Genomic DNA, 25692 nt, shown 5'->3' with positions numbered 1-25692 from the left:
GCGCCCGTTGGCTCGTGTGTGACTACCAGCCTGGACGCCCTTCTGGCGGCACTGTACGTGTTCATCGACGACCACGTGGTCCCTTGTCGCCGGATTGGGCGACCTCCGAAACTGACAGACGCCGAACTGCTGTGCCTGGCCGTCGCCCAAGTCCTGCTCGGGTTTCCCTCTGCCCGGCACTGGGTCCGCTTCGCCCACGCCAGACTGGGACACCTCTTTCGCTACCTGCCCCAGCAATCCGCCTACAACAAGCGTCTGAACGCGGCCGGACCGCTGATTTCCCAGGTGATCGAAGCACTGGCCCGCCAGGTCCCTACCTGGCACGACGACCTGCGCCTGATCGACTCCACCCCGCTGCCCTGCGCTGCCTCGCGCGAGACCGTCAAACGCTCCGATCTGGCCGGACATGCCGGCTACGGCTACTGCCGCAGCCACTCCCGCTTCTTCTGGGGATTGCGGCTCTACCTGGTCACCACCGCCGAAGGCATGCCCGTCACCTGGTGCCTGGCCAACCCCAAGCTCGGCGAACGGGAAGTGATGACCGCCCTGCTGGAACGCGACCACCACCTCATCCGAGCTGGGCAGGTGGTCCTGGCCGACAAGGGTTTCGCGAGCAAGGGGTTCGAAGCCTTCCTCACCGAGCGACTCGGCGTTCACCTGGTGCGGCCGGACCGCAAGGACGAGCCGGTCCGGCACGGGAAGATCACCCGTGTCCGTCAGTGGATCGAGGCCGTCTTCGGCACCCTCAAAGGCCAGCTCAGCCTCGAACAGCACGGAGCAAGAACCCCGATCGGAGTCTTCGCCCGCACCGGCCAACGACTCCTCGCCCTGGCAGCCTGCATCTGGCACAACTGGACCACCAACGCCAAGATCAAACGATCCCTGATCGCCTACGACCACTAAGAACATCGGACTCAACCATCTAGGGGGCACGCCCTACGGCCCCAGCACCACCACCGACTCCGGCGGCAGCCGCAGCACGCCGTCCGCGTGGGGCAGCCGGGCCTCCGGCCAGCCCGCCAGGACCTGCAGGTCCCGTCCCGGGACGCCGACGGGAACGGAGGCCGTCGCCGCCCGCCCGAAGTTGACCGCCACCCGCACCGGGCCGCGGCGCAGCAGCAGCCAGCGGGCGTCCTCGTCGAAGGTCACTTCCGTGTGGCGGGGATCCGGGTCGGTCAGCGCCGGCAGCTCGTGACGGAGGGTCAGCAACGTACGGTGCCAGGCCAGCAGCGTGCCGTGCGGTTCGAGGACCGGCTCGCTCCAGTCCAGGACGCAGCGGTCCCGGGTGGCCGGATCCTGCGGGTCGGGCCACTCACCGGCGTCGCCCGCCCACTCGTGCGCGGCGAACTCGCGCCGCCGGCCGGCGCGTACCGCCTCCGCCAGCTCCGGATCCGTGTGGTCGGTGAAGTACTGCCAGGGGGTGGTCGCCCCCCACTCCTCGCCCATGAACAGCATCGGGGTGAACGGTGAGCACAGCACCAGCGCGGCGGCGCCGGCGAGCAGCCCCGCGGGCAGACTCGCCGCGAGCCGGTCGCCGAGCGCGCGGTTGCCGATCTGGTCGTGCGTCTGGGCGTAGGCCAGCAGCCGGTACGCGGGCGTGGTCCGCAGGTCGAGCGGCGCGCCGTGCGGCCCGCCGCGAAAGCTGGAGTACGTACCGTCGTGGAAGAAGCCGCCGGTCAGCGTCTTGGCCAGGGCGGCGAGCGGGGCCCGCGCGAAGTCGGCGTAATAGCCCTGGGACTCGCCGGTCAGCGCGGTGTGCAGGGCGTGGTGGAAGTCGTCGTTCCACTGGGCGTGCAGCCCCTGGCCGCCGCTCTCCCGCGGCGCGGTGGTGCGCGGATCGTTCAGGTCGGACTCGCCGATCAGGAACAGCGGGCGCCCCAGCCGGGCGGCCAGCCCGTCCACCGCGGCAGACAGCTTGGCGAGGAAGTGCGGGGTGCGGTCGTCGTGCAGCGCGTGGACCGCGTCCAGCCGCAGCCCGTCGAGTCGGTAGTCGCGCAGCCAGGACAGCGCGCTGCCCAGGAAATAGCCGCGCACCTCGTCCGAACCGGGGGCGTCGAGGTTCACCGCCGCGCCCCACGGCGTGCGGTGGGTGTCGGTGAAGTACGGCCCGAATTCCGGGAGATGGTTGCCGGACGGGCCGAGGTGGTTGTGCACCACGTCGAGGATCACGCCCAGCCCGAGGCCGTGCGCCGCGTCCACGAACCGCTTGAGCCCGTCGGGCCCGCCGTACGGCTCGTGCACCGCCCAGGGCGCCACCCCGTCGTAGCCCCAGCCGTGCGTGCCGGGGAAGGGGCAGACCGGCATCAGCTCGACATGGGTGATGCCCAGGTCGGCGAGGTGGCGCAGCCGGGCGGCCGCCGCGTCGAACGTGCCCTCCGGGGTGTACGTGCCGACGTGCAGCTCGTAGAGGACCGCGCCGGGCAGCGGCCGGCCGGACCACGGATGCCGCCAGCCGAACCGGTCGTGGTCGACCACCGCCGCGGGCCCGTCGGGGCCCTCCGGCAGCCGGGCCGCGCGCGGGTCCGGCAGCGGCGGACCCCCGTCGAGCCGGAAGGCATAGCGGTCCCCGTCCGCGGCCGGCGCCTCGGCGCGCCACCAGCCGGCCCGGTCGCCGTCGCGTTCCATCGGGACCGGCGGCCGGCCGGCCCGGTCCCCCGCCCACTGGAGGTCGACCCGTCCGGCGCGTGGCGCCCACACCTCGAACAGCACGGCCGTCCTCCTTCGTCCGCTCCCGTTGGCACGACCCAAGCACGTCGGCGCGCCGCCCGACAGCCCGACGTGGCGGTACGGGCCGACATCGCGCCAACGCGCCACCGCACCGGCCGGTCCCGATGAGCCGCCCGCCGGCCCGCCGTCCCCACCGACCTGCATCGCCTGGACAGCGGCTCGCGCCGGCCGGACAATCACGGCATGACATCGCTCGAGTTCCCCGCGCGGCCGGCGCGTCCGTCGGATGCCGACCGGGAACGCGCCCTCGACCTGCTGCGCGACGGCGCGGCACAGGGACGGCTCTCCCAGGACACCTTCCTGCGGCGCATGGAACTCGTCCTCACTGCCCAGGAGCACTCCGAACTCGACCTGGCGACGGCCGACTTGGAGTGCCGCGGCAAGGTCCAGGGGCTGCTGCTGCGGATGGTCGGCCGGGCGTCGGCGTTCAACCTCCGGGTGCGCCGGGCCTGGCGCATGGAGCGGCTGCCCAAGCTCCTGCTGCCGGAGCCCGGGCCCCTGCCGCTGCTCATAGGGCGCGCCCCCGGGGTGGGCCTCCGGCTCAACCACGAGACGGTCTCCCGCGCCCATGCCGAGCTCCGCAGCGCCGGCAAGGGCTGGATGCTGCGTGACCTCGGCTCCACCAACGGCACCTGCGTCAACGGCCGCCGGGTCGTCGGCGAGGTCCCCGTCGGCCCCGGGGACCACATCACCTTCGGCCGGGTGGACTACGTCCTGACGGAGCGCTGAGGCGCCTCCTCGTGCCCGGCCGGCACCGGCCGGTCGCCCGACGGATACGACATCCACACCCCTTCCCCGTGCGTCAGACCCGGCAACGCCGCCTCGGCCGGACCCGCCTGACGGGCCGGAATGACCCCGCTGACCAGCCAGGACCGCAGGCCGCCGGAGGTGTCGGACAGCTCCGCGCCCAGCGCCGCCAGCCGGGCGGTCACCGCCGCCAACGCACTGACCGGGATCTCCGCCTCGAAGGCGTGCCAGGGCTCGTAGACCCGGGTGCCGGCCCGTTCCAGGGCCTGCAGCAGCACCACGGGCGTGACGGCGCGGAAGTGCCCGGCGGTGCTGAGCGGCCCGACGAAGCCGGAACGCGTCAGCACCACCCGGCAGTCGGTCACCGCCCGGCCGCGCGGGCCCCGTCGCAGTGTCTCCCGTACGGACTCCTCGATGGCCTGGTGGAAGCCGTGCGGCAGGGCGCCCAGTTCGGTCTCGTAGGTGAAGACCGGGCCGGAGCCGCGCGCGCCCGGTTCGACCCGCAACCCGACCGTGGCCCACTCCCCGACGTGCCGGCGCCCGGCGATCTCGTGGCAGGCCGCTCCGGTCCCGCACGGCCGCTCGACGCAGAGCACCCGGCTCGGCGCGAATCCGGCCTCGATGCCGTAGTCGTCGCGCAGGGTGGCCGCGATGATCTCCTTCTGCACCTCGCCGTGCAGCAGCACCGACGTCGCGCCGTCAGGCGCCGGGCGGACCTGGAGCAGCGGATCCTGGTCGGCGAGGGCCAGCAGCGCGGCGCGCAGCGCGGCGGACCGCGCCGGGTCGTGGGCCCGGACGACGGTCTCCAGCGTGGGGGAGGCGAACAGCGCCTCGGCGCCGGTGTCGTCGCCCGGCGGGCCGAGGCGGTCCCCGGTACGGATGCCGGGCAGCCCGCGGAGCACCGCGATGTTGCCCGGGGTGAGCGGCCCGTCCTCGCCGGGCGCCCGGCCGACGACGTCGAGTGCGGTGATCCGGCCGGTCAGCGCTCCGCGCGCGTCGTCCGGGGCGCCGGGGCGGTGCCACTCGATCTGCTGGCGGGGCCGCAACTCGCCGCCGTGCAGCCGGAGATAGGCCCGGCGCTCGCCCTTCGGCGGCTGGTGGACGGCGAAGACCGTGCCGCGCGGCGCGCCGCCCGGGCCGGCCGGGGCCGGCGGGACCAGCCGCACCATCCCCTCGACGAGTGCGCCGACGCCCTGGCCGGCGAGCGCCGAACCGAAGTAGAGCGGGTGCAGCGAACCGTCGGCCGTCCGGGCGGCCAGCGCCGTGGCCAGCCGGTCCGCGGTCAGCGGCGCGTCGCCGCCGGCCGGCTCGCGCCCCCCGGGCGGGCCGTCCACCAACAGGGCGAGTACGGAATCGTCGACCTCGGCCACCGTTTCGGCGATCCGCTCGCGGACCCGCGGCTCCGTCAGGTCGTACGGCACCGAGCGGGCCTGCGGGGTGCCGAGGCCGGTCACCGACGTCATCGGGACGGCGGTGGGCGCCAGCAGCCGGCGGATGTCGCGGACCAGCTCCTCGCCCCGGGCACCGGCCCGGTCGATCTTGTTGACGAAGAGCAGGGTGGGCAGCCGCAGCCGCTGCAGGGTCTTCATCAGCACCCGGGTCCTGGCCTGGACGCCCTCCACCGCGGAGAGCAGCAGCACGGCGCCGTCGAGCACCCCCAGGGCGCGCTCGACCTCGGCGATGAAGTCGGAGTGGCCGGGGGTGTCGAGGAGATTGACCTGGACGTCACCGACGGTGAAGGAGGCGACGGCAGAGCGGATGGTGATGCCGCGCTGCCGCTCCAGCGCGCCGGTGTCGGTGCAGGTGTCACCGTTGTCGACGCTGCCGAGCCGGCCGATGGCGCCGGTGTCGAACAGCAGCCGCTCGGTGAGGCTGGTCTTACCCGCGTCGACGTGGGCGAGAATCCCGATGTTGAGGGTGTGACGGATGCGCATGGGTGAGTGAGTCCTCGAGAACTGACGTCCGGTAGGGGCGCTGGGTCGTTCCGAGGAATCCGCGCATTCCGTGCTCCTGAGTAGGGGGTCGTGCGTACGGCGCCATGGTCGCAGAACGGCGCGGCACCGCAACCGAATTACCGGGCACCGCGTCCGTGCCGGTGCGGCCCGGGCCGCCGGGGCCGGTCTGCCCCCGCCCCGAACCGAGCGGCGTGGCGGCGGAGTTCACCGTCCTGGTGCGGCGCCGTACGGGTCCGGTCGGCGGCCGGCCGGCCTCACTCGGCCGCGAACAGCGCCACCGGCGCGTCCGCCAGCAGCTCGCTCAGCCCCACCAGCGCACCGCCCGGAACCTCCCGCCCGGTCAGCAGCTCGCGCCAGGGGCCGCCCGGCGGCAGCCGCAGCCCGGTGTCCCACCAGCCGCCGGTCTCCACCAGCCGCAGCGAGAGCCGGGTCAGCACCGGCACCACCCGCCCGCTGCGGCAGAACGCCACGCAGTGGTCGGCCGCCGGCCCCTCGGCCCGCACCGGCTCGTACGACGCGGCGGCGCCGAACCACTCCGGCCGGCGGCGCCGCAGCCGCAGCGCGGTGGCCGTCAGCCGCAGCTTCTCGGCGGACAGGTCGCGCGGCACGGCCCCGCCGTCCAACTCGGCGAGCAGTTCCGGCCGGAAGCGCGCGGGCGCGCGGTTGTCCGGGTCGACCAGCGCCGTGTGGAGGCGTTCGCTGCCCTGGTAGAGGTCGGGGACGCCCGGCATGGTCAGGTGCAGCAGCGCGGCGCCCAGCACATTGGCGCGGACGAACGGGGCCAGCTCGGCGTCCAGCGCGGCCAGCGGCGCGCCGAGCGGACCGCACGGCCCGCTGTGCACGAACTCCGTCACCGCCTCCTCGTAGTCCGCCCGCGGCTCCGTCCACGACGTGCGCAGTCCGGCTTCCCGCGCCGCCTTGAGGACCGCGGGCGCCACCCGTTCGGCGCCCGCCCCGCCGGCCGGGGCACCCAGCCCGAAGGCGGTCTGCCAGGCCAGCCAGGACACCATCGGATCCGCCGGACCCGCGCCGTCCACCCCGCTCCCGGCCCCGCACACCGCCGCCTCGGCCATCGACCCCAGCACATCGCGCCAGCGGTCCGGGCACTCCGACAGCACCGCGATCCGCGCCCGCACATCGGCGCTGCGCTTGGTGTCGTGCGTGGACAGCACGGTGCCCGTCGTCGGCCGGTCCCGCTGCACCCGGGCGCAGTACGCGTGGAAGGCGTCCGGCCCGAGCGCCGGCTCCCCGGGGTCGCCGCCGACCTCGCAGGCCGACAGCAGCACCGGATAGCGGTAGAAGGCGGTGTCCTCCACGGACTTGGCGTGCAGGGCGGAGGCGGTCTGGGCGAACCGGGCCGCGAAGTCCGCGCGGTCGGCGCGGTCCGCCCCGTACGGGCTGTCGCCGTGCCCGCCGTCACCGTCGCGCTCGTCCGGCTCGTCCGGCCACCGGCCGAGCGCCAGGTCGTGGATCAGATCCACCGCCCGGGCCTCCGCCGGCACCCGGAACGCGCCGCGGGCTCCCGCCGCGGCCCGGCCCAGCATCGCCGCGTCCGCCGCGGCCCGCGTCGCGTCGGCCGCGTACGGCCGGTAGACCGGCAGCCGCACCAGCAGCTCGCGGAGCGCCTGGCGCAGCGCCCAGGGCGCGTGGTCGCCCGGCCGCGCGGCGCGCCCGCTGATCCGCGCCGCGGTCCGCACCAGCCGCTCGACCTCCGCGGCCAGATCGTGCGTGACGACCTCATAGGCGGCCCGGCGCACCGTCTCCTCCCAGTCGCCGCCCTCGTCGGCCAGCGGGGTGACGAAGTCCCGGTAGTGGGAGAAGAGCCGCCCGGAGCCCTGGGGGCAGACGAACAGGCCGTCGATGTGCCGCAGCGCGTCGTAGCCGGTCGTGCCCGCGCACGCCCAGCTCGCGGGAAGCCGCTCGTCGCCGGTGAGGATCTTCTCGACGACGGTCCAGCGGCCGCCGGTGCCCTCACTCAGCCGGGCCAGATAGCCGCCGGGGTCCACCAGCCCGTCCGGATGGTCGATGCGCAGCCCGTCGATGACCCCGTCACGGATCAGCCGCAGCACCGTGCGATGCGTCGCGTCGAAGACCTCGGGGTCCTCGACCCGCACCCCGATCAGCTCGGAAATGGTGAAGAAGCGGCGGTAGTTCAGCTCGCTGCGGGCCAGCCGCCACCAGCCGAGCCGGTACCACTGGGACGCGAGGAGGCGCGGCAGCGGCAGCTCCTCGGTACCGGGGCGCAGCGGGAAGGCGTGCTCGTGGTAGCGCAGCAGCCCGTCGCCGGCCGCCACGACGAAGTGCGGCAGCTCGTCGCCGAGCGGCCCGCCCAGCACCGGCAGCAGCAGCCGCCCGTCGTGCCCGCCGTCCCAGTCGATGTCGAACCACCGGGCGTACGGGGAGGCCGGGCCGTCCCGCAGCACCTCCCACAGCGGCCCGTTCAGCGCCGCCGGCTGCGGCACCGCCATGTGGTTCGGCACGAGGTCGACGACCAGCCCGAGGCCGTGCGCCCGGGCCGTCGCCGCCAGCTGCCGCAGGCCCCGCTCACCGCCCAGCTCGGCCCGTACCGCCCCGTGGTCGACCACGTCGTAACCGTGCGTCGAGCCGGGCACCGACTCCAGCACCGGCGAGAGGTGCAGGTGCGACACGCCCAGCTCGGCCAGATGGGGGACCGCCCGCTCGGCCGCGGCGAACGGGAAGTCCGGCTGGAGCTGCAGCCGGTAGGTGGCGGTCGGCGACGGACTCGAGGGCTGCGTCATGGGAACACCCGTACCCCGTCGGCGGGTCGTTTCGTCATCGCTCGCCGCACCGATCCTCCGCACCGCACCGCCACCCGTACCGCCGCCCCCGCCGCTACGCCGGCCGCTGGAGCACCAGCAGGCTGCGCCCGGTCAGCGTCAGCCGGTCGCCGGCCTTGACCTTGGCGCCGCCGCCGTCGGCCACGGCCCGCGGCCGGTCGGTGTCCACCACGACCTGCCACTGACGGCCCAGGTGCTCGGGGACGATGAACTCCTTGTCCTGGTCGTGGGCGTTGAACATCAGCAGGAACGAGTCGTCGGTGACCGGTTCGCCGCGCGGGCCCGGCTCCGAGATCGAGCTGCCGTTCAGGAAGACCGTCAGCGAATTGGCGTGCACCGACTGCCAGTCGCGCGGCCCCATCTCCCCGCCGCCGGCCGTGAACCACGCGATGTCCGACAGCTCGTCCCTGGTGCCCTCCCTCGGATGGCCCTGGAAGAACCGCCGGCGCCGGAACACCGGATGGTCGCGCCGCAGCCACACCATCTGCCGTACGAACTCCAGCAGCGCCAGCTGCTCCTCGTCCGGGTCGGGAGCCGCCCGCACCCCGTCCGCCGCGTCGTCGTCCTCCTCGTACGCCCCGTCGGGGTCGTCGGCCTCGTACGACGCGCCGCCCGCCGGCTCGCCGGGCTCCGGCCAGCGCACCCACGACAGCTCGTTGTCCTGGCAGTAGGCGTTGTTGTTGCCGCCCTGGCTGCGCCCGAACTCGTCGCCGTGACTGAGCATCGGCACGCCCTGCGACAGCATCAGCGTGGCGAGGAAGTTCCGCATCTGCCGGGCCCGCAGCCGCCGCACCGACGGGTCGTCGGTCGGCCCCTCCGCGCCGCAGTTCCAGGACCGGTTGTGCCGCTCCCCGTCGCGGTTGTCCTCGCCGTTGGCCTCGTTGTGCTTGTCGTTGTACGAGACGAGGTCGTGCAGGGTGAAGCCGTCGTGGCAGGTCACGAAGTTCACCGAGGCCAACGGCCGCCGCCCGTCCTCCTGATAGAGGTCCGACGACCCCGTCAGCCGGGACCCGAACTCCGCGAGGGTGCGCGGCTCGCCCCGCCACAGGTCCCGCACGGTGTCCCGGTACTTGCCGTTCCACTCGGTCCACAGCGGCGGGAAGTTGCCCACCTGATAGCCGCCCTCACCGACGTCCCACGGCTCGGCGATCAGCTTGACCTGGCTGACGACGGGGTCCTGGTGCACCAGGTCGAAGAACGACGACAGCCGGTCCACCTCGTGGAACTGCCGGGCCAGGGTCGCCGCCAGGTCGAAGCGGAAGCCGTCCACCCGCATCTCCTGCACCCAGTAGCGCAGCGAGTCCATCACCAGCTGGAGCACGTGCGGGCTGCGCATCAGCAGCGAGTTGCCGGTGCCGGTGGTGTCCATGTAGTACTGCCGGTCCTCCGACAGCCGGTAGTAGGAGGCGTTGTCCAGGCCCCGGAAGGACAGCGTGGGGCCCAGGTGGCTGCCCTCCGCCGTGTGGTTGTAGACCACGTCGAGGATCACCTCGATACCGGCCTGGTGCAGCGCCCGCACCGCCGTCTTGAACTCCAGCACCTGCTGACCGCGGTCGCCCCAGGAGGCGTACGCGTTGTGCGGGGCGAAGAACCCGATGGTGTTGTAGCCCCAGTAGTTCGTCAGCCCCGCGTCCACCAGCCGGTGGTCCTGGACGAACTGGTGCACCGGCATCAGCTCCAGGGCGGTCACCCCGAGCTTCGTCAGATGGTCGATGATCGCCGGGTGCGCCAGGCCCGCGTAGGTGCCGCGCAGCTCCTCGGGCAGCTCCGGATGGCGCATCGTCAGGCCCTTCACATGGGCCTCGTAGAGCACCGTCTCGTGATAGGCGGTGCGCGGCGGGCGGTCGTCGCCCCAGTCGAAGTACGGATTGACCACGACCGACGCCATGGTGTGCGGCGCCGAGTCCAGGTCGTTGCGCACCTCGGGCCGCCCGAAGTGGTAGCCGTACACCGCCTCGTCCCAGTCGATCACCCCGCTCACGGCCCGGGCGTACGGGTCGAGCAGCAGCTTCGCGGAGTTGCAGCGGTGGCCCCGCTGCGGCTCGTAGGGCCCGTGCACCCGGAAGCCGTACCGCTGCCCGGGCATCACCCCCGGAAGGTAGGCGTGGCGCACGAAGGCGTCACTCTCGCGCAGCTCGACGGCGGTCTCCGAACCGTCGTCGTGCAGCAGACACAGTTCGATGCGCGTCGCGGTTTCGGAGAACACCGCGAAGTTGGTGCCCGCCCCGTCATAGGTGGCACCCAGCGGATACATCTGTCCCGGCCAGACCTGCATGCGTTGACTCTTCCACTTTCTCGTCGGGCGCTGCGGCGACTCCACGACACACGTCCGCGGACCGAAGGGAAATCCTTCCCCAACTTGTCGCAACTTGTCGCACACAGCGGGCTTTTCGCGAGATCTCCGCTGAATGGTGGGCAACCTGTCGCGATGTCGGATCGTCCTACAGGTCGTCCCATTGGGGGACCCACGGGGGATCCAGGAATGCGTGTCACGCTCAGTGACAGCAGGGGGGAACCGTGCACCGACTGATGCACCGCCACCTCGGCAAGCTCGTGGCGGGCGCCGCACTGGCCCTGACCGGCACCGCCGCGATGGCCGCGATCACCTTGCCCGCGGGCGCCGGCGCCGCCGGTACCGCGGACGGCCGGCCCGCCGCGGCCGGCGCCTCCGCGGCGGGCCGCGACCCCGGGCAGCCGCCGCCCGGCGTCGTCGAGAACGCCCACGCCCAGGGCGCCCGGGGTGTGGGGCGGGACCCGCTCACCGACGACGAGCTGCGCCGCGCCCGGGACCTGGCGCTGCCGCGCACCCCGCGCGCCGCCGTGCGGGACGTCACCGGCCGACCGGGGCCCGAGCCGCTCACCACCGATCTGGCCGAACCCGACCCGTCGGAGGCCGGGGCCGCGGACCCGCCGCGCCGGGCCGTCGTCTCCTTCTACGACTACCGCGGCGACGGCTACGTCCGTACGACGGTCAACCTCACCACCTCGAAGGTGGAAGCCACGGACGTCCAGCACGGCGTCCAGCCGCCGCCCGGACACGACGAGGCCGTCGAGGCCGCCCGGCTGCTGATCGCCGCGCCGCTCGGCGCCGGACTGCGGCAGGACTACCGGGACGCCACCGGCCGCGACCTCACCGGGCCCGCACCGCTCACCGTCACCGGCTTCGTCTACCGGGGCCGCGCGGAAGGCGCCGCGCCGGGCGCCCTCGCGGCCTGCGGGCAGCACCGCTGCGTCCGCCTCTTCACCCAGGTCACCGGTGGCCGCTGGATCGACACCCGCCGCTTCGTCATCGACCTCAGCGCGCGCACCGTCTCCCGACTGGGCTGACGCGCGCCCGCCCCACCACCCCTCCTTCGACCGGGAGCCGCCCCGATGTCCGCACCACGCACCACCGGCGCCCTGCCCCGCCGGGGAACGTCCGCCCGCCGCCCGTACCGCCGCGCCGCGCTCCTCCTCACCGCCCCGCTGTTGCTCGCCGCCGGCGCCCTGGCCACCGGCCCGGCCGCACAGGCCGCCCCGGAAACCACCGCCGCGCCCGCCCCGGCGCCCGCCTGCAGCCCCGCCTACCGCGTCACCCAGACGCTCGACGGCGGCACCGTATGGCGGATGTGCTGGCACTACGAGGGCAACGCCGGCCTCGTCCTGGACGACGTCTCGTACCAGCCCAGGGGCGAGCGCGCGCCCATCAAGGTGCTCACCACCGCCAAGCTCGCCCAGATCCACGTTCCCTACGACGACGGCAGGACCGAGTACGACGACCTCACCGGCCAGGGCTTCGCCCAGGGCCTCCAGCGGCTCGACCCCGCCGAATGCCCCGGCGGCACCATCAAGACCGTCCGGGTGCCCGGCGCCTGGGACCCCGCGCACCCCGACGTCAGCGGCCTGTGCGCGACCACCCGCGCCCGCGGCCACGCCTACCGGATGGGCACGTACCCCGGCAGCGACACCAAGACCTACCAGCTCCAGGGCAAGGACCTGCTGCTCTACACCGTCAACAAGGTGGGCTGGTACGAATACATCACCGAATGGCGGTTCTCCGGCGACGGCACCATGACCTTCCAGGTCGGCGCCACCGGGACCGTCTCGCCCAACGACTACGACGCCGGCGACGGCCGCGGCATGCCGCTCGGCAAGGGGGCCAAGGACTACGCGACCAGCCACAGCCACAATGTCTTCTGGCGGCTGAACTTCGGCCTGGACGGCTCGCCCGCCAACAAGTTCGAGCAGTTCGACTCCACCCTCACCACCCGCCCCGGCGGTCAGACCCCGACCATCCGCACCACCCGCACCCCGGTCACCAAGGAACTGGCCGGTGACGCCGGGCCGCTGCGCTGGTGGCGGGTGGTGAGCGCGGCCGGCAAGAACAGGGACGGTCATCCGCGCTCGTACGAGATCGTTCCGGGGCACACCAGCAAGTACAGCGGCCGCGGGTACACCAAGCACGATGTGTATGTCACGGAGTACAACAAGTGTGAACAGTTCGCCAGTAACAACCTGGCCAACTGCGGTGCGGGCACCGGGAGAAGCGTGGACAGTTGGGTCAACGGCCAGCCCCTCAAACACCCCATCGCGTGGGTCAACATCGGCTTCCACCACATCGCCAGGGACGAGGACCAGGAGCCGATGCCCGTTCACTGGCAGGGCTTCCAGCTGGTGCCGCGTGACGTCACGGCTATGAATCCGCTCACTCCGCCCGCGCTGGCCGGTCACAACGGGCACTATGAATAAGGGGAGTTGGTAGACGACTCGACCCATCCGGCTGCACCGCCTCCCGCACCGCAGTAGTCTGCCTTGATCGTTGGCACGGGGGTTCGGAAGGCGGTGGCAGGTGAGCGGCGGGCTGGAGTTGCCCCCTGGTGACGAGAGTCATGAGGGCCATGAGGGCGGCTCCGTCGACGCACCGCCCGGCGCGGTGTCCCTGGCACGACCGCTGGAGATCGGGGCGGAGCTGGACTGGGGCGCCGACGCCTGGAGCGAGGTGCGTACCCGTGCCCGTCGGGCCGGTCGTGCCTACATCTGGCTGAATCTCGTCGAGCAGCGGCTGCGTGCCGTGGTCTCGGCCGTCCTGCGGCCGATCTACGAGCCGGTGCACGGCGACGAATGGGTGATCGCCGCGGCCGGCCCCGCCGGCCAGGAGTGGGTGCAGCGCGCCGTCGCGGTACGCGAGGTCAGCCGGCGCAAGGGGTACCTGCTCGATCCCGCCGACGACAACATCGTCAGCTTTCTGACACTGCCGCAACTCCGCGAACTGATGGTCCAGCACTGGCCGTGCTTCGAGCCGTACTTCGACGACCGCCGCGAGGTCGAGCTGGCCCTCGACGAGCTGGAGGTCGCCCGCAACATCGTCTCCCGCAACCGCGCGCTGTCCGAGACCGTCCTCGCCCAGGCCGAGCGCGCCTCCGCCCGCCTCCTGGACATCCTCGGCTCCGGCATCGGCACCCGGATCTCCGGGCGGCTGCCCATCGACGCGGTGGAGGACCTGGTCGGCGACCGCTACGCCGACGTCATCGGGGTCCACCCCGACCGGGTACGGCTGCAGCGCCAGCTCCCCGCCGAGGACCTCTTCGGCAGTGCCCGCCGCCTCGACGCCGTGGGCATCGGCCTCAACCTCCTCGTGCAGAACTACTCCGGCCGCCGGCTGGTCCGGCTCGCCGAATCCGGCTGCCGGGTCCGGCTGCTCTTCCTCAACCCCGCCAGCAGCGCGGTCCGCCGCCGGGAGCGCGAAATCGGCCTGAAGAAGGGCGAGATGAGCCGCTCCATCGAGATGAACATCCTGCACATGCGGCGGGTGCGGGCCCGGCTGCGCGATCCCGGCGCCTTCGAGATCCAGGTCTTCGACGAGACCCCGCGCTTCACCGCCTACCTCGTCGACGGCGACGGCCCCGACGGCATAGCCGTCGTCCAGTCCTACCTCCGCAAGAGCCGCGGGATGGAGTCCCCGGTCCTCGTCCTGCGCGGCGGCGCCCGCGAGGTCGTCCGCCAGGACGGCCGGGACGGCCGCGACGGCGACCACGGGCTGTTCGAGACCTACCGCGAGGAGTTCGAAGGCATCTGGGCGGACTCGCGGCCGGTTTCCTGAGTACGGGCGCTGCTCCGGCGTCCCGGGCGTCCTACGGCGTCCCCGTGATCCCTCCGTCGACGCGCAGTTCGATCCCGTTGACGTAATCGGCGCGCGGGCTCGCCAGGTAGGCGACGGCGGAGGCGATGTCCTCCGGGCGCCCCAGCCGGCCGGTCGGGTTGGGCGCGTACTCGGCGACGATGTCCGCCTCGTCCGGGCCGTCCCGGTGACCTGTGGTGTCGCCGCCGCCGTTCGCTCCGTCCGCCCGGCCCTGTTCGTCCGCCTGCCCCTGTTCGTCCGTCTGGCCCTGGAGTATCCGGAACATCGACGGGCTGACGATCACCCCCGGGCTCACGCAGTTCGCGGTGACGCCGGTGCCGGCGAGGTGCCGGGCCAGGCTCGTGGTCATGTTCACCACGGCGGCCTTGGCCGCGGAGTAGGCCACCATGTTGGGCAGCGGGGTCCGCACGGCGCGGCTGCCGATGGTGATCACCCGGCCCCAGCCGTTCGCGCGCAGCGACGGCAGGAGCGTCTGGCTGACCCGCACCGTGGGCAGCACGTTCCCCTCGAAGGCGGCCCGCCAGTCGGACGGCTGGGCGCTGTCCCAGTCGTGCTCGGCGAACGGGCCGGCGTTGTTGACGAGGATGTGGGCGCCGAAGTCCCGTGCGGTGAGGGCGACCTGCTCGGCGACGCCGGGTTCCGTCAAATCGCCGAGCACCACTTCGGCCCGTACGCCGCGGGCGGCGACGCGTTCGGCGACCGCCGCGGCGGCCCCGGCGTCGCGGCCGTGGACGAGGACGTCGCACCCCTCGTCCGCCAGCGTCTCGGCGATGGTCGTGCCGATACCCGAGCTGCTGCCCGTCACCAGCGCGCCGTGTCCTGCCAGCCGTAGGTCCATGGCGGTCAGCCTAGGGGGTGTCGTCCGGATCGGGCCGGGCACACGGGGCACGGTCGGAAAGACACTCCCCGGAGCACCCGGGTGCCGCCGGTCGCCGGGCCGCGACGGGCGCCCGGCCCGTTGTCAGTGGTGCGTGGGAGAGTGGCGATCGACGGGGGAAGTACCACCGAAGGAGGCCGTATGAGCGAGCGCGGCAGGCAAGTCCCCCCGGCCGGAAGCCGGGGGATCGTCGTTGCAGGGTGCCGGGCCGGCGGGTGCGAGGCCGGGCGAAGCGAGGTATCGGCATGAGCTGGCATCAGGAGCTGCTGGTCAGTTTCGACCTGGAGACCACGGGCACCGACGTCGAGCAGGACCGCATCGTCACCGCCGCCGTGATCCGGCTGGAGGGGGACGGCCGGGCGGCCGGGCAGCAGACCTGGCTGCTGGACCCAGGGGTGCCGATACCCGAGGAAGCTGCGGCGATTCACGGCATTTCGACCGCATATGTCCAGGAGCACGGCCGACCGCCCGCGACGGCGATAGACGAGATCACCGAGGCGCTGGCCGAGGCACTGCGCGCGGACATACCGCTGGTGGTGATGAACGCCCGGTACGACCTCTCGCTCCTGGACCGTGAGTGCCGGCGGCACGGCGTGCGGACCCTGAGCGAGCGGCTGGGGCGGGAGCCGGCGCCGGTCATCGATCCGCTCGTGCTCGACAAGCACGTGGACCGCTACCGCAAGGGCAAGCGCGCACTCCAGGCGCTGTGCGGACACTACGGCGTACGGCTGGAGGGCGCCCATGAGGCGGGCGCCGACGCGGCGGCCGCGGCCGGTGTCGCCCGGCGGATCGGGGCCGCGTACCCCGCGGTCGCGATTCCCTCCCCCCGCGCCCTGCACGCCCTGCAGGAGCAGGCGGCCGCCGAACAAGCCGCTTCGTTCCAGGCGTATTTGCGGCGCTCCGGGGACCCGGAGGCGAGAGTCGAGCCGGCCTGGCCGCTGATTCCGTACCAGGCCGGATCCTGACCGTCACCCGCACGGGCGCCGGTCACCGGCACCGGCCGGCCGTGCCGGCCACCCGTACCGGCTCGGGCGCACGGCGTCAGAAGGGGTACCACCGCACCGTCGCGTCCTTCTCCCGCAGGGAGGCGATCCGGCGCCGGAATTCGTCTCGCGCCGCCGGGTTGCCGGGCGCGTGCTGCGACACCCAGGCGCAGCTCGCCGTCTCCCGGGACCCGCGCAGCACGGCGCAGCCCTCCCAGTCCCGTACGTCCCATCCGTAGACCGACACGAAGGCGTCGTAGGCGTCCGGGGCCAGGCCGTAGCGGTCCCGGCTCAGCGCCATCACGACCAGGTCGTGCTCACGCAGATCGGAGGAGAAGGTCTCCAGGTCCACCAGCACCGGCCCGTCGGGCCCGACATGCACGTTGCGGGTCAGCGCGTCGCCGTGGATCGGACCGCGGGGCAGATGCGGCTCCAGGGCCGTGGCGGCCGAGGCGAAGGCGTCCCGCCGGCCGCGCAGATACTCCGCGTCCGAGGACGGGACGGCGTCGCCCGCCAGCCGCAGCCAGCGCTCCACGCCACCGAGCAGCTCGCGCCGGGGAAGGGCGAACGGCGGCTCCGGCAGGGTGTGCACCAGCTTCAGCAGCGCGGCGAGATCGTGCGGCCCGGCGGGCCGGACGGCCTCCGGCAGCCGCTCCCAGTAGGTCACGGGATGCCCGTCGACCAGCGTCGCGCCGGGCTCCGCGGCCCGAACGGCCGGCACGCCCTCGGCCGCCAGCCAGCGGGCCACGCGGAGTTCGCGCTCGGCGCGCTCCAGGAGTTCGGCGCTGCGGCCCACCCGTACGACCGGGCCGCCGTCGCCGAGGGCGAAGACGGCGTTCTCGCCGAGCGAGAGCAGCCGGGCGTCGGCTGCCGCGTCCGGCCGCCCGGCCGCGGCCAGCACGTCCCGGGCGCGCGCCTCCGTGAAGGCGACGGGGCTCGGTTCGGTCATGGTGATGCCTCCTGCGGTGCGTGCTCGCGACCAGTGTCCCAGGGCCCCGTCCGGCCGCCCACCGGGACCTGCCTGATGTGGCGATCCTCCGGGGAAACCGCCCGGGACCTTGACTGTTGTGGCCGCCGTCACGACGATGACGGCGGCTGACGGGGAGCCGACACGGGGGACGGGGGGAGTGCGATGGCAGCAGGGCCGACGGCACCGGTACCAGGCGAGGAGGCGCTGTCGTGACCCTGACGTCCGCTCCGCGGCGCTCGGCTCCGGCCGTCGCCCGCGCCGCCGGGCCCCGGCGCGACCACGGCGCGTGGTTCCTGGTGCTGCCCGCGCTGCTCCCGATCCTGGTGCTGAGCCTGGGGCCGCTGCTGTACGGCATCGGGCTGGCGTTCACCGACGCCCAGTCGGGCCGGACCCAGGCCACCGGGTTCGTGGGGCTGCTGAACTTCTCCGACCTGTTCCGGGACACCCTCTTCTGGGACTCCTTCCGGATCGGCCTGGTCTGGGCCTTCGGTGTCACCGTCCCGCAGTTCTTCCTGGCGCTCGGCCTGGCCCTGCTGCTCAATCTGGATCTGCGGCTGCGCTGGCTGGCCCGCGCGCTGGCGATCATCCCGTGGGCGATGCCGGAGGTGGTGGTCGGCATCATGTGGCGGCTGGTCTACCACCCGGACGCCGGCGTCCTGAACGAGACACTGCGCGACCTCGGTCTGTCCGGCGCCGACGGGCGGGACTGGCTGAGCGGGCTGGCCACCGCCCTGCCCGCGGTCATCCTGGTCGGGGTCTGGGCCGGTATGCCGCAGACCACCGTCACCCTGCTCGCCGGGCTCCAGAACGTCCCCGGCGAACTGCACGAGGCCGCCGCCATGGACGGCGCGGGCGCCTGGCGCCGCTTCCGCGCGGTCACCTGGCCCGCCCTCCGGCCCGTCGCGCTCGCCGTCACCGCGCTCAACTTCATCTGGAATTTCAACTCCTTCGCCCTGGTCTTCGTGCTGACCGACGGCGGCCCCGGCGGGCGGACCAGGCTGCCGATGCTCTTCGCATACGAAGAGGCTTTCCGTTACGGCCAGTTCGGGTACGCCGCGGCGATGGGGCTGGCGATGGTCGCGGTGATCTCCGTCCTGCTGGCCCTCTATCTGGTCGGCCGGCTGAAGGGGGACGACGAACGGTGAGCGGCACCGAGAGGCCGGCCGGCGGGAGGCGTGCGGAGGCCGGGCGCCGGACGGGGCGCCCCGGCGGCGCGCGACGCGCCGCCACCCGCACCGGCCAGTACACCGCGCTGCTGGCCTACCTCCTCTTCCTCGCCTTCCCCTTCCTCTGGCTGGTCTCCACCGCCTTCAAGCCGCCGCGCGAGCTGGGCAGTCTGCACCCCACCTGGATACCGGAGGCGCCGACCCTGGAGAACTTCCGGCTGGCCTTCGAGCAGCAGCCGCTGCTGGCCGCCGCCGGCAACAGCCTGCTGGCCGCGGCGGCGTCCGCGCTGGTCGCGATCGCGCTGGCCACGCCCATGGCGTACATCCTGGCCCGCTACCGCGGCCGGCTATCGCGGGCGGCCACCGGCTGGGTGGTGGTCAGCCAGGCGTTCCCGCTGGTGCTGGTGATCATCCCGCTGTTCCTGATCCTCAAGGGGCTGCACCTGGTGGACTCCCGGACCGGCCTGATCATGGTCTACGTCGTCTGGTCGCTGCCGTTCGCGCTGTGGATGCTGACCGGCTATGTCCGGGCGGTGCCACCGGAGTTGGAGGAGGCCGCGGCCGTGGACGGTGCCGGACGGGTCCGTACGCTCGTCTCGGTCACCGCGCCGCTGCTCGCGCCGGGCATCGCCGCCACCGCGCTGTTCGCCTTCGTCACCGCCTGGAACGAGTTCTTCTTCGCCCTGGTCCTGCTGAAATCGCCGGAGAAACAGACGCTGCCGGTCGTGCTGACCCACTTCATCGGAACGGAGGGCGTCGCCGACCTGGGCCCGCTCGCTGCCGCCGCGCTGCTCGCCACCCTCCCCAGCCTGCTGGTCTTCGCCGTCATCCAGCGGCGCATCACCGGCGGGATGCTCGCCGGGGCGGTGAAGAGCTGATGCGGGACGGGAACGAAGCGACGGCACCGGGGCGTTGGAACCGTCGGGGACTGCTCGCGGCCGCCGCCGCGCTGCCCGCCGCGGCCCTGCTGCCGGGCTGCTCCGGGGAGCGCCGGCGCCGCTCGTCCGGCGGCCGGATCACCCTGCGTTTCCAGTCGCTGGCCTGGCAGCGGGACTCCCTCAAGGCGAACGAACAGCTGGTCGCCGAGTGGAACGCCCACCACCCCGACATCCAGGTGCGCTACGTACAGGGGGCCTGGGCCACCGTCCACGACCAGCTGCTGACGTCCTTCGAGGGCGGCGAGGCACCCGACATCATCCACGACGCCTCCGACGACCTCGCGGACTTCGCCTACGGCGGCGATCTCGCCGACCTCACCGCCCTGCTGCCGGCGCGCCTGCGGCAGGACATCCCGCGGCACAGCTGGGAGACCGCCACCTTCAACGGTCGCGTGTACGGCGTCCCGTTCCTCCAGGAACCACGGGTGCTGATCGCCAACCGCGCCAAACTGCGGCGCTCCGGCGTCCGCCTCCCCACCCCCGAACGCCCCTGGACCTGGGAGGAGTTCGCGGAGGCCGCCAGGCGCCTGACGCGTGGCTCCGACTACGGCGTCGCCTGGCCGCTCAAGGAGCCGGTCTCGGCCACCCTCAACCTCGCACTGTCCACCGGCGGCCGGCTCTTCCACCGCCGCCCGGACGGCAAGGTGGAGGTCCGCTTCGACGCCGTCGACCAGGTGGTGCCGCGCACCATCCACGACCAGGTGAACGTCGACCGCAGCGCCTCGCGCACGACTCTCGGCATGGGCGGTGCCGACACGCTCCCGGGCTTCTTCGCCGGACGCTACGCGATGGTGCCGCTGGGGTTCTCGTACCGTCAGCAGATCGTCCAGCAGGCGCCCGAGGGGTTCGACTGGACGGTGCTGCCCGCGCCCCGGGGCACCTCGACAGCGCAGGGAGTGAGCCCGCAGACCCTCTCGATCGCCGAGGACTGCCCGCACAAGGAGGAAGCGATGGCCTTCATCGACTTCCTCCTCCGGCCGCCGAACATGGTCCGGCTCGCCCTGGGGGACTGGCTGCTGCCGACGGGTCAGGAGGCGCTGCGGGACCCCGCGCTGCGGGTGGCGAAGCACGACTGGGCGACGGGCACGGCGCTCGCCGGGTCGCTGCGCTCGGCTCCGGCCCAGTCCGTGCGGGGCTACCCGGAGTGGAAGGACAAGATCGCGACCCCCGGTCTGCAGGAGTACTACAGCGGGGCCATCGGTCTGGCCGCCTTGCGCAAGCGGGTGGTCCGGGACGGCAATCTGGTGCTGGCGCGCTACCAGCGCTGAGCCCGCGCCGGGCTTCGGACGGTGAACGGACCCGGGGCCGCCACTCCGGAACCGCTTGTAACCCTCTGTTGCCCGTATGTAAACGGAGTTGAGCCCCTGAGGTTCAACCCCCCGGTTTTTTTGACCGGTTCTGTAGCAACTTCGCGCAATTTGCAGCCTTGTTGCTTATCTCACACGGCCGGGCCGCCCTTGAATTGAACTCATCAATCAGACAGGGTTTCGAGCCAGCCCGACGCAGATCTTCCTGCGTTCAGGGGCTGTTGGCGCAACGCTTTCCCCCCACACCACAAAACGAGGAGAACCCTCGCAATGGCTCACAAGCGTTCCAGCAAGAAGCGGCTCGTCACGGCGATAGCCGCCGCGGTGGCCGCGACTGGTATCGCCACCGTCACGGCCGTCACCGCGGGTGCCTCACCCGCCCCGGCCGAGGGCAAGATCTTCGGCGCCGAGGTCAAGGGCGCCGTGAACGGCAGCTACATCGTCATGCTGAAGAAGTCGGTCCGTACCGCCGAGAGCGGCGACCTGGCCGCCAAGTACGGCGGCAAGGTGAAGCGGAAGTACTCCTCCGCCATCGACGGCTTCTCGGCGTCCGGTCTGAGCACCGAGGAGGCCAAGCGCCTCGCCGCCGACCCGGCGGTCGACAAGGTCGTGCAGAACAAGAAGTTCCACATCGACGCCACCCAGGACAACCCGCCGTCGTGGGGCCTGGATCGCATCGACCAGGCGGACACGCAGGGCGACAAGAAGTACAACTACCCCGACAGCGCGGGTGAGGGCGTCACTGCGTACGTCATCGACACCGGCGTGCACATCAGCCACAAGGACTTCGGCGGTCGCGCGTCGTACGGCTTCAACGCCGTCGACGGCAGCAACAAGGCCGAGGACGACAACGGCCACGGCACGCACGTCTCCGGCACCATCGCCGGTGAGGCGCACGGCGTCGCCAAGAAGGCCAAGATCGTGGCCGTCAAGGTCCTGGACGGCCAGGGCTCGGGTACCACCGAGCAGGTCGTGGCCGGCATCGACTGGGTCACCAAGAACCACAAGGGCCCGTCGGTCGCCAACATGTCGCTCGGTGGCGGCGCCGACGAGGCGCTCGACGCCGCCGTGAAGAAGGCCATCGACTCCGGTGTCACCTTCGGTGTCGCGGCAGGCAACGAGTCCACCGACGCGGGCCAGGGCTCCCCGGCGCGCGTCAAGGAGGCCATCACCGTGGCCTCCAGCACCAACAAGGACGAGCAGTCCGACTTCTCCAACTACGGCAGCGTGGTGGACCTGTACGCCCCCGGCTCCGACATCACCTCGGACTGGAACACCGGCGACGACGCCACCAAGACCATCTCCGGTACGTCCATGGCCACCCCGCACGTCGTGGGTGCCGCCGCGGTCTACCTGGCCGGCCACAAGGACGCCAAGCCGGCTGACGTGGAGAAGGCGCTGACCGCCGGTGCCACCGCCGACAAGATCACCAACCCGAGTGAGGGCACTCCCAACAAGCTGCTGAAGGTCGTCGAGTAACCACCTGACCCCTCAGCTGTACGCCGGCCGTCGCGCTCGCCCCCACGGGGCGCGGCGGCCGGCCTCTTTGTGCGCCGACTCGCGTAGACACTGTCTACGGTGACCTGGTAGACAGTGTCTATGAACGCACACGCGGAAGAAGCCGCGCAGCACCGCGAGCCGGCGGAACCACCCCAGGACACCGGCCTGCGCGCCCGGTTGGTCCAGGCCGGCGTCGAACTGGTCGGCAGGGAAGGCGTGCAGGCGCTGTCCCTGCGCGAGATCGCCCGCCGCGCCGGGGTCTCGCACGGCGCGCCGCGCCGCTACTTCCCGACCCACCTGTCGCTGCTCTCCGCCATCGCCCGCCAGGGCTTCGCCGACCTGGCCGCCCGGGTCACCGCGGTGCTCGACGCCGGCCGGCCGGATCCCCGCGCCGGGCTCATGACCCTGGCGCGGCTCTACCTGGACTTCGCGCGGACCAACCGCGGAATGTACGAGCTGATGTTCCGTCACGACCTGCTGGAGAGCAATCAGCTCGGCCTGCGGGAGACCAGCCTGCCGCTCTTCACCGTGCTCGTGGACCTCGTCCGCCAAGTGGAGCCGCGAACCGAGGCGCCGCCCCCGGTGATCGCGGGCACGCTGTGGGCGAACCTGCACGGCATCGCCCAGCTCTGGGAATGGGGCAGCCTCCAGCTCGCCACCGGAGCCGACGACGTCGAACCGCTGCTGCGCGCCACCCTGGACGCGCACCTGGGACCGGAGGGCCGGTGACCCTGACCGGAGAGCAGGTGACCCCACGGCGCCACCAGCGGCTCGTCCTCATCGGCAGCATCACCGGCGCCGTGATCGTCGCCCTGGACGGCACCGTGCTGACCGTCGCCCAGCCCACGCTGCAGCGCACCCTGCACGCCACGTTCGCGCAGGTCCAGTGGACCAGTACCGGCTACCTCATCGCCGTGGCCAGCCTGCTCGTCTTCGCCGGCCGCCTCGGTGACCGCTACGGGCACCAGCGCATGTTCGCCCTCGGAATCCTCGGCTTCGGCGCCGCCTCGGCGGGGATCGGCCTGGCCCCCGGTGTCGGCTGGGTCATCGCCCTGCGCATAGCCCAAGGCGTCTTCGGCGCGCTGCTGCAGCCGGCCACCCTCGGGATGCTGCGCGCGGCCTACCCGCCCGACCGCCTCGGCATGCCGCTCGCGCTGCGTACCAGCGCCATCGGTCTCGCGGCCGCGGCAGGCCCGCTTCTCGGCGGCGCACTGGTCACCCAACTGGGCTGGCGCGCGGTCTTCTTCCTCAACGTTCCCCCCGCCCTGCTGATCGGCGTCCTGGCGCTCGCCGTGCGCGTACCGCCGGCACCGCTGCCGACGCCCCTGGGCCGCCCGCCGACCGGCCTCGACCTTCCGGGCGCCGGCCTGCTCGGCATCACCCTGGTGTGCCTCGTGCACACCCTGGTCACGCTGCCCACGCACGGCTGGGCGACCACCACCACGGTGGCCGTGCTCACCGCCGTGGTCGCCTTCGCGGTGTTCGTCCGCCACGAACGCCGCACCGCGAGCCCTCTGGTGCCCCCACGCGTGGCCGCCTCCAAGGCGGTCGCCGCATCCCTGGCCATACTCCTGGCCGCCTCCGCCGCCCTGTTCGGCACGCTCTTCGTCAGCAGCTACTACCTGCAGAACGTCCGGCACCTGGACCCGTTCCGGTGCGGCCTCCAAGTCCTGCCGCTGCCCCTGCTGATGGTGCTGAGCGCCCCCACCTCTGCCGTACTGCAACGCCGGTACGGCCCCCGCCGCACGACCACGGTCGCCATGATCCTCCTGACCCTGGGGACCCTCATCCTCTCCCAACTCGACGCCAAGTCGAGCCCGTTGGAGGCCGGCACCGGCTTCCTCCTCCTGGGCGCCGGGTTCGGCACGGTGATGGTCACCGCCACCGCGGTCATCGTGCGCCACGCCCCCGTGGACAACGCCGGTGTCGCCGGCGGACTCCAGCAGACCGCCATGAACGTCGGCCCCGTCCTGGGCGTCGCCACCGCGACCATGCTGCTCACCTACACCCCGACCCTGCGGTCCGCCCTCCTTCCCCTCGCCGCCTCAGCCGCCCTCGGCGCCCTGTGCGCCACCACCCTCCCCACCCGCTCCCGCACGCCATCCGCCACACCCGCCACACCCACCACGACGCGCTAGCAGCTCCCCCCCCGCATGCGCGCAGAGGAGGCAACGCACGCCCCCCGCCAAGCGACTTATCCACAGGAGGCAGCCTCCGAAACCATCCGGGAGCCGTTCCCCCTACCGTCGGTGACATGCACGGAGGACTGCCGTTCATCGGCATCAGCACCATCGTCTACGGCCTGATCGGACTGATCGCCGTCGTCGTCAGCACGATCCGCACCACAGGGGGAACTCGACATGCACACCATCACCGTCATCGTGCCTGCTCACAACGAGGAGGAGGGCCTGCCGGCCACGCTGGAAGCTCTCGCCCGGCAGACGGTGCCGCCTGACCGCGTCCTCGTCGTGGACGACGCCTCCACGGACCGCACGGGCGAGGTGGCGGCCTCACACGGCGTGACCGTACTGCGCCCACCCCGCAACCTCGGCAGCAAGGCCAGAGCCCAGAACTACGCCCTTCCGCACTGCACCACCGACCTCGTGCTGGCCGTCGACGCCGACACGGTCCTCGCGCCCGACTACATCGAGACCGTCGTTCCGGTCTTCCGCGACCCGGCCGTCTCGGTCGCGGCAGGCACGGTCCGCACCCGCCACACCCGCACCCTCTGGGAACGCGGCCGCTCCACCGAGTACCTCTTCGGCTTTCACTGGCACCGCCCCATTCAGGCACGCGCCAACAGCCCCATGGTCTGCTCGGGTTGCTGCTCCGTCTTCCGCCGCGACGACCTGATGGCCTTCGGCGGCTTCCCCGAACGCACCATCGTCGAGGACATGGATTACACCTGGTCCCAGCAGATCGCCGGCAGACGCGCGGTCTACGTCCCCGACGCGGTGGCCCTGGCCGCCGACCCGGAAGACCTCACCTACCTCCGCAAACAGGTCTGGCGCTGGATGGCCGGCTTCTGTCAGAACGTCCGGCTCCACCTGGGCCGCCTGATCCTCCGCAAACCCCTGCTCGCGCTCTGGGTCCTGCTCGCCCTCATGGAGATCCTCACCGCGCCCCTCTGGTGGGCGACCCCCTTCGTGGCCGCCGCCACCACCGACCAGCCACCCTGGCTCACCTTCCTCTGGTGGACAGGCGCCGAACTCCTGCTCACGACCCCACCTCTCCTCTACGCCGCCCACCGCCGCAAACTCTCCTTCGCCCAAGTCCTGTTGAACATCCCCTGCGTCTACGCCACCAAGGCCGTCAACCTCGTCTACGCCTGGAAGGCCCTCATCGTGGAACTGCTGCTGGTACCCCTTCATCTGGCCCGAGGTCTGACCGTCTACGAGAAGGGCCGCGCCGACACCCCCACCACCCGAACAGCGCTGGCCGGGACGGGATAACGCCGACAAGCGCGGGCCCGACGTGGACGCACCGACAGCTGTCATGCCTCGCCGGGTGGACCGCCGGCGGGGCCGGCCTGCCAACAGTCCGTCGGCAGGCCGACCGTTGGCCATCAGGGTGCCGGCTGTCCGAAATCGCCGAGGTCCGCAATCA

General features: G+C 72.6%; 19 protein-coding genes. 13 read left to right on the top strand and 6 right to left on the bottom strand.

Translation table 11 applies throughout. From position 1 onward, the window contains the following. Positions 1-18: 18 nt before the first annotated feature. On the top strand, positions 19-903 hold the full coding sequence (locus tag SL103_RS25925; RefSeq protein WP_069569095.1) for an IS982 family transposase: 885 nt from the start codon (positions 19-21) through the stop codon (positions 901-903). A 33-nt stretch (positions 904-936) separates the two neighbouring features. Here the strand turns inward: SL103_RS25925 and treZ are convergent, their stop codons facing one another. Continuing rightward, the gene (gene treZ / locus SL103_RS25920; RefSeq protein WP_069571340.1) at positions 937-2709 is read right to left on the bottom strand and encodes a malto-oligosyltrehalose trehalohydrolase; all 1773 of its coding nucleotides are present in this window, start codon (positions 2707-2709) and stop codon (positions 937-939) included. Positions 2710-2910: 201 nt separating this feature from the next. On the opposite strand from treZ, the gene SL103_RS25915 reads away from it, so the two are divergent. Beyond that, the gene (locus SL103_RS25915) at positions 2911-3456 is read left to right on the top strand and encodes a DUF1707 and FHA domain-containing protein (protein ID WP_069571339.1); all 546 of its coding nucleotides are present in this window, start codon (positions 2911-2913) and stop codon (positions 3454-3456) included. On the opposite strand, the gene otr(A) is transcribed toward SL103_RS25915, so the two are convergent. The 3 genes from otr(A) to glgX all read right to left on the bottom strand — a co-directional run bounded on the left by otr(A) (position 3435) and on the right by glgX (position 10502). Then, positions 3435-5408: a tetracycline resistance ribosomal protection protein Otr(A) gene (gene otr(A) / locus SL103_RS25910; protein ID WP_069571338.1), complete on the bottom strand. Its 1974-nt coding sequence runs from the start codon at positions 5406-5408 to the stop codon at positions 3435-3437. The genes SL103_RS25915 and otr(A) overlap by 22 nt on opposite strands. Before the next feature lie 275 nt (positions 5409-5683). Beyond that, entirely contained in the window at positions 5684-8188 is a 2505-nt protein-coding gene (gene treY, locus SL103_RS25905; protein WP_069571337.1) for a malto-oligosyltrehalose synthase, read from the bottom strand. Positions 8189-8282: 94 nt separating this feature from the next. Continuing rightward, the gene (gene glgX / locus SL103_RS25900; RefSeq protein WP_069571336.1) at positions 8283-10502 is read right to left on the bottom strand and encodes a glycogen debranching protein GlgX; all 2220 of its coding nucleotides are present in this window, start codon (positions 10500-10502) and stop codon (positions 8283-8285) included. Positions 10503-10756: 254 nt separating this feature from the next. On the opposite strand from glgX, the gene SL103_RS25895 reads away from it, so the two are divergent. The 3 genes from SL103_RS25895 to SL103_RS25885 all read left to right on the top strand — a co-directional run bounded on the left by SL103_RS25895 (position 10757) and on the right by SL103_RS25885 (position 14306). Then, positions 10757-11554 (top strand): Tat pathway signal sequence domain protein, encoded by a 798-nt coding sequence (locus SL103_RS25895; RefSeq protein ID WP_069574112.1) that lies wholly within the window; start codon positions 10757-10759, stop codon positions 11552-11554. Between the two features lie 45 nt (positions 11555-11599). Then, positions 11600-12955 (top strand): copper amine oxidase, encoded by a 1356-nt coding sequence (locus SL103_RS25890; RefSeq protein WP_079145977.1) that lies wholly within the window; start codon positions 11600-11602, stop codon positions 12953-12955. A gap of 100 nt (positions 12956-13055) precedes the next feature. Further along, complete coding sequence (locus tag SL103_RS25885) at positions 13056-14306, top strand: SAV2148 family HEPN domain-containing protein (RefSeq protein WP_079145976.1); 1251 nt, start codon at positions 13056-13058, stop codon at positions 14304-14306. Between the two features lie 31 nt (positions 14307-14337). Here SL103_RS25885 and SL103_RS25880 read toward each other — a convergent pair whose 3' ends face one another. Beyond that, positions 14338-15183: an SDR family NAD(P)-dependent oxidoreductase gene (locus SL103_RS25880; protein WP_069571335.1), complete on the bottom strand. Its 846-nt coding sequence runs from the start codon at positions 15181-15183 to the stop codon at positions 14338-14340. Positions 15184-15467: 284 nt separating this feature from the next. Here SL103_RS25880 and SL103_RS25875 point away from each other — a divergent pair, with 284 nt between their 5' ends. After that, the gene (locus tag SL103_RS25875; RefSeq protein WP_069571334.1) at positions 15468-16187 is read left to right on the top strand and encodes an exonuclease domain-containing protein; all 720 of its coding nucleotides are present in this window, start codon (positions 15468-15470) and stop codon (positions 16185-16187) included. 76 nt (positions 16188-16263) lie between these two features. Here the strand turns inward: SL103_RS25875 and SL103_RS25870 are convergent, their stop codons facing one another. After that, positions 16264-17154 (bottom strand): aminoglycoside phosphotransferase family protein, encoded by an 891-nt coding sequence (locus tag SL103_RS25870; RefSeq protein WP_069571333.1) that lies wholly within the window; start codon positions 17152-17154, stop codon positions 16264-16266. A 230-nt stretch (positions 17155-17384) separates the two neighbouring features. Here SL103_RS25870 and SL103_RS25865 point away from each other — a divergent pair, with 230 nt between their 5' ends. The 7 genes from SL103_RS25865 (at position 17385) to SL103_RS25835 (ending at position 25538) form a co-directional block, all read left to right on the top strand. Further along, the gene (locus tag SL103_RS25865; protein ID WP_069571332.1) at positions 17385-18320 is read left to right on the top strand and encodes a carbohydrate ABC transporter permease; all 936 of its coding nucleotides are present in this window, start codon (positions 17385-17387) and stop codon (positions 18318-18320) included. Beyond that, positions 18317-19219 carry a carbohydrate ABC transporter permease gene (locus SL103_RS25860; protein WP_069571331.1) on the top strand — a complete coding sequence of 301 codons (903 nt, stop codon included), beginning with the start codon at positions 18317-18319 and terminating at the stop codon, positions 19217-19219. The genes SL103_RS25865 and SL103_RS25860 overlap by 4 nt, the downstream gene beginning before the upstream one ends. After that, the gene (locus tag SL103_RS25855) at positions 19219-20547 is read left to right on the top strand and encodes an ABC transporter substrate-binding protein (protein ID WP_069571330.1); all 1329 of its coding nucleotides are present in this window, start codon (positions 19219-19221) and stop codon (positions 20545-20547) included. The genes SL103_RS25860 and SL103_RS25855 overlap by 1 nt, the downstream gene beginning before the upstream one ends. A 309-nt stretch (positions 20548-20856) precedes the next feature. After that, entirely contained in the window at positions 20857-22065 is a 1209-nt protein-coding gene (locus SL103_RS25850; protein WP_069571329.1) for a S8 family peptidase, read from the top strand. Between the two features lie 120 nt (positions 22066-22185). Further along, the gene (locus SL103_RS25845) at positions 22186-22815 is read left to right on the top strand and encodes a TetR/AcrR family transcriptional regulator (protein ID WP_069571328.1); all 630 of its coding nucleotides are present in this window, start codon (positions 22186-22188) and stop codon (positions 22813-22815) included. Then, complete coding sequence (locus SL103_RS25840) at positions 22812-24224, top strand: MFS transporter (protein WP_244304042.1); 1413 nt, start codon at positions 22812-22814, stop codon at positions 24222-24224. The genes SL103_RS25845 and SL103_RS25840 overlap by 4 nt, the downstream gene beginning before the upstream one ends. Before the next feature lie 222 nt (positions 24225-24446). Then, complete coding sequence (locus tag SL103_RS25835; protein ID WP_069571327.1) at positions 24447-25538, top strand: glycosyltransferase family 2 protein; 1092 nt, start codon at positions 24447-24449, stop codon at positions 25536-25538. Positions 25539-25692: the final 154 nt, after the last annotated feature.

Origin of the sequence: Streptomyces lydicus, assembly GCF_001729485.1 — a bacterium.
GTDB classification, from domain to species: domain Bacteria; phylum Actinomycetota; class Actinomycetes; order Streptomycetales; family Streptomycetaceae; genus Streptomyces; species Streptomyces lydicus_D.
This window is presented reverse-complemented; position numbering and strand designations above follow the sequence as displayed.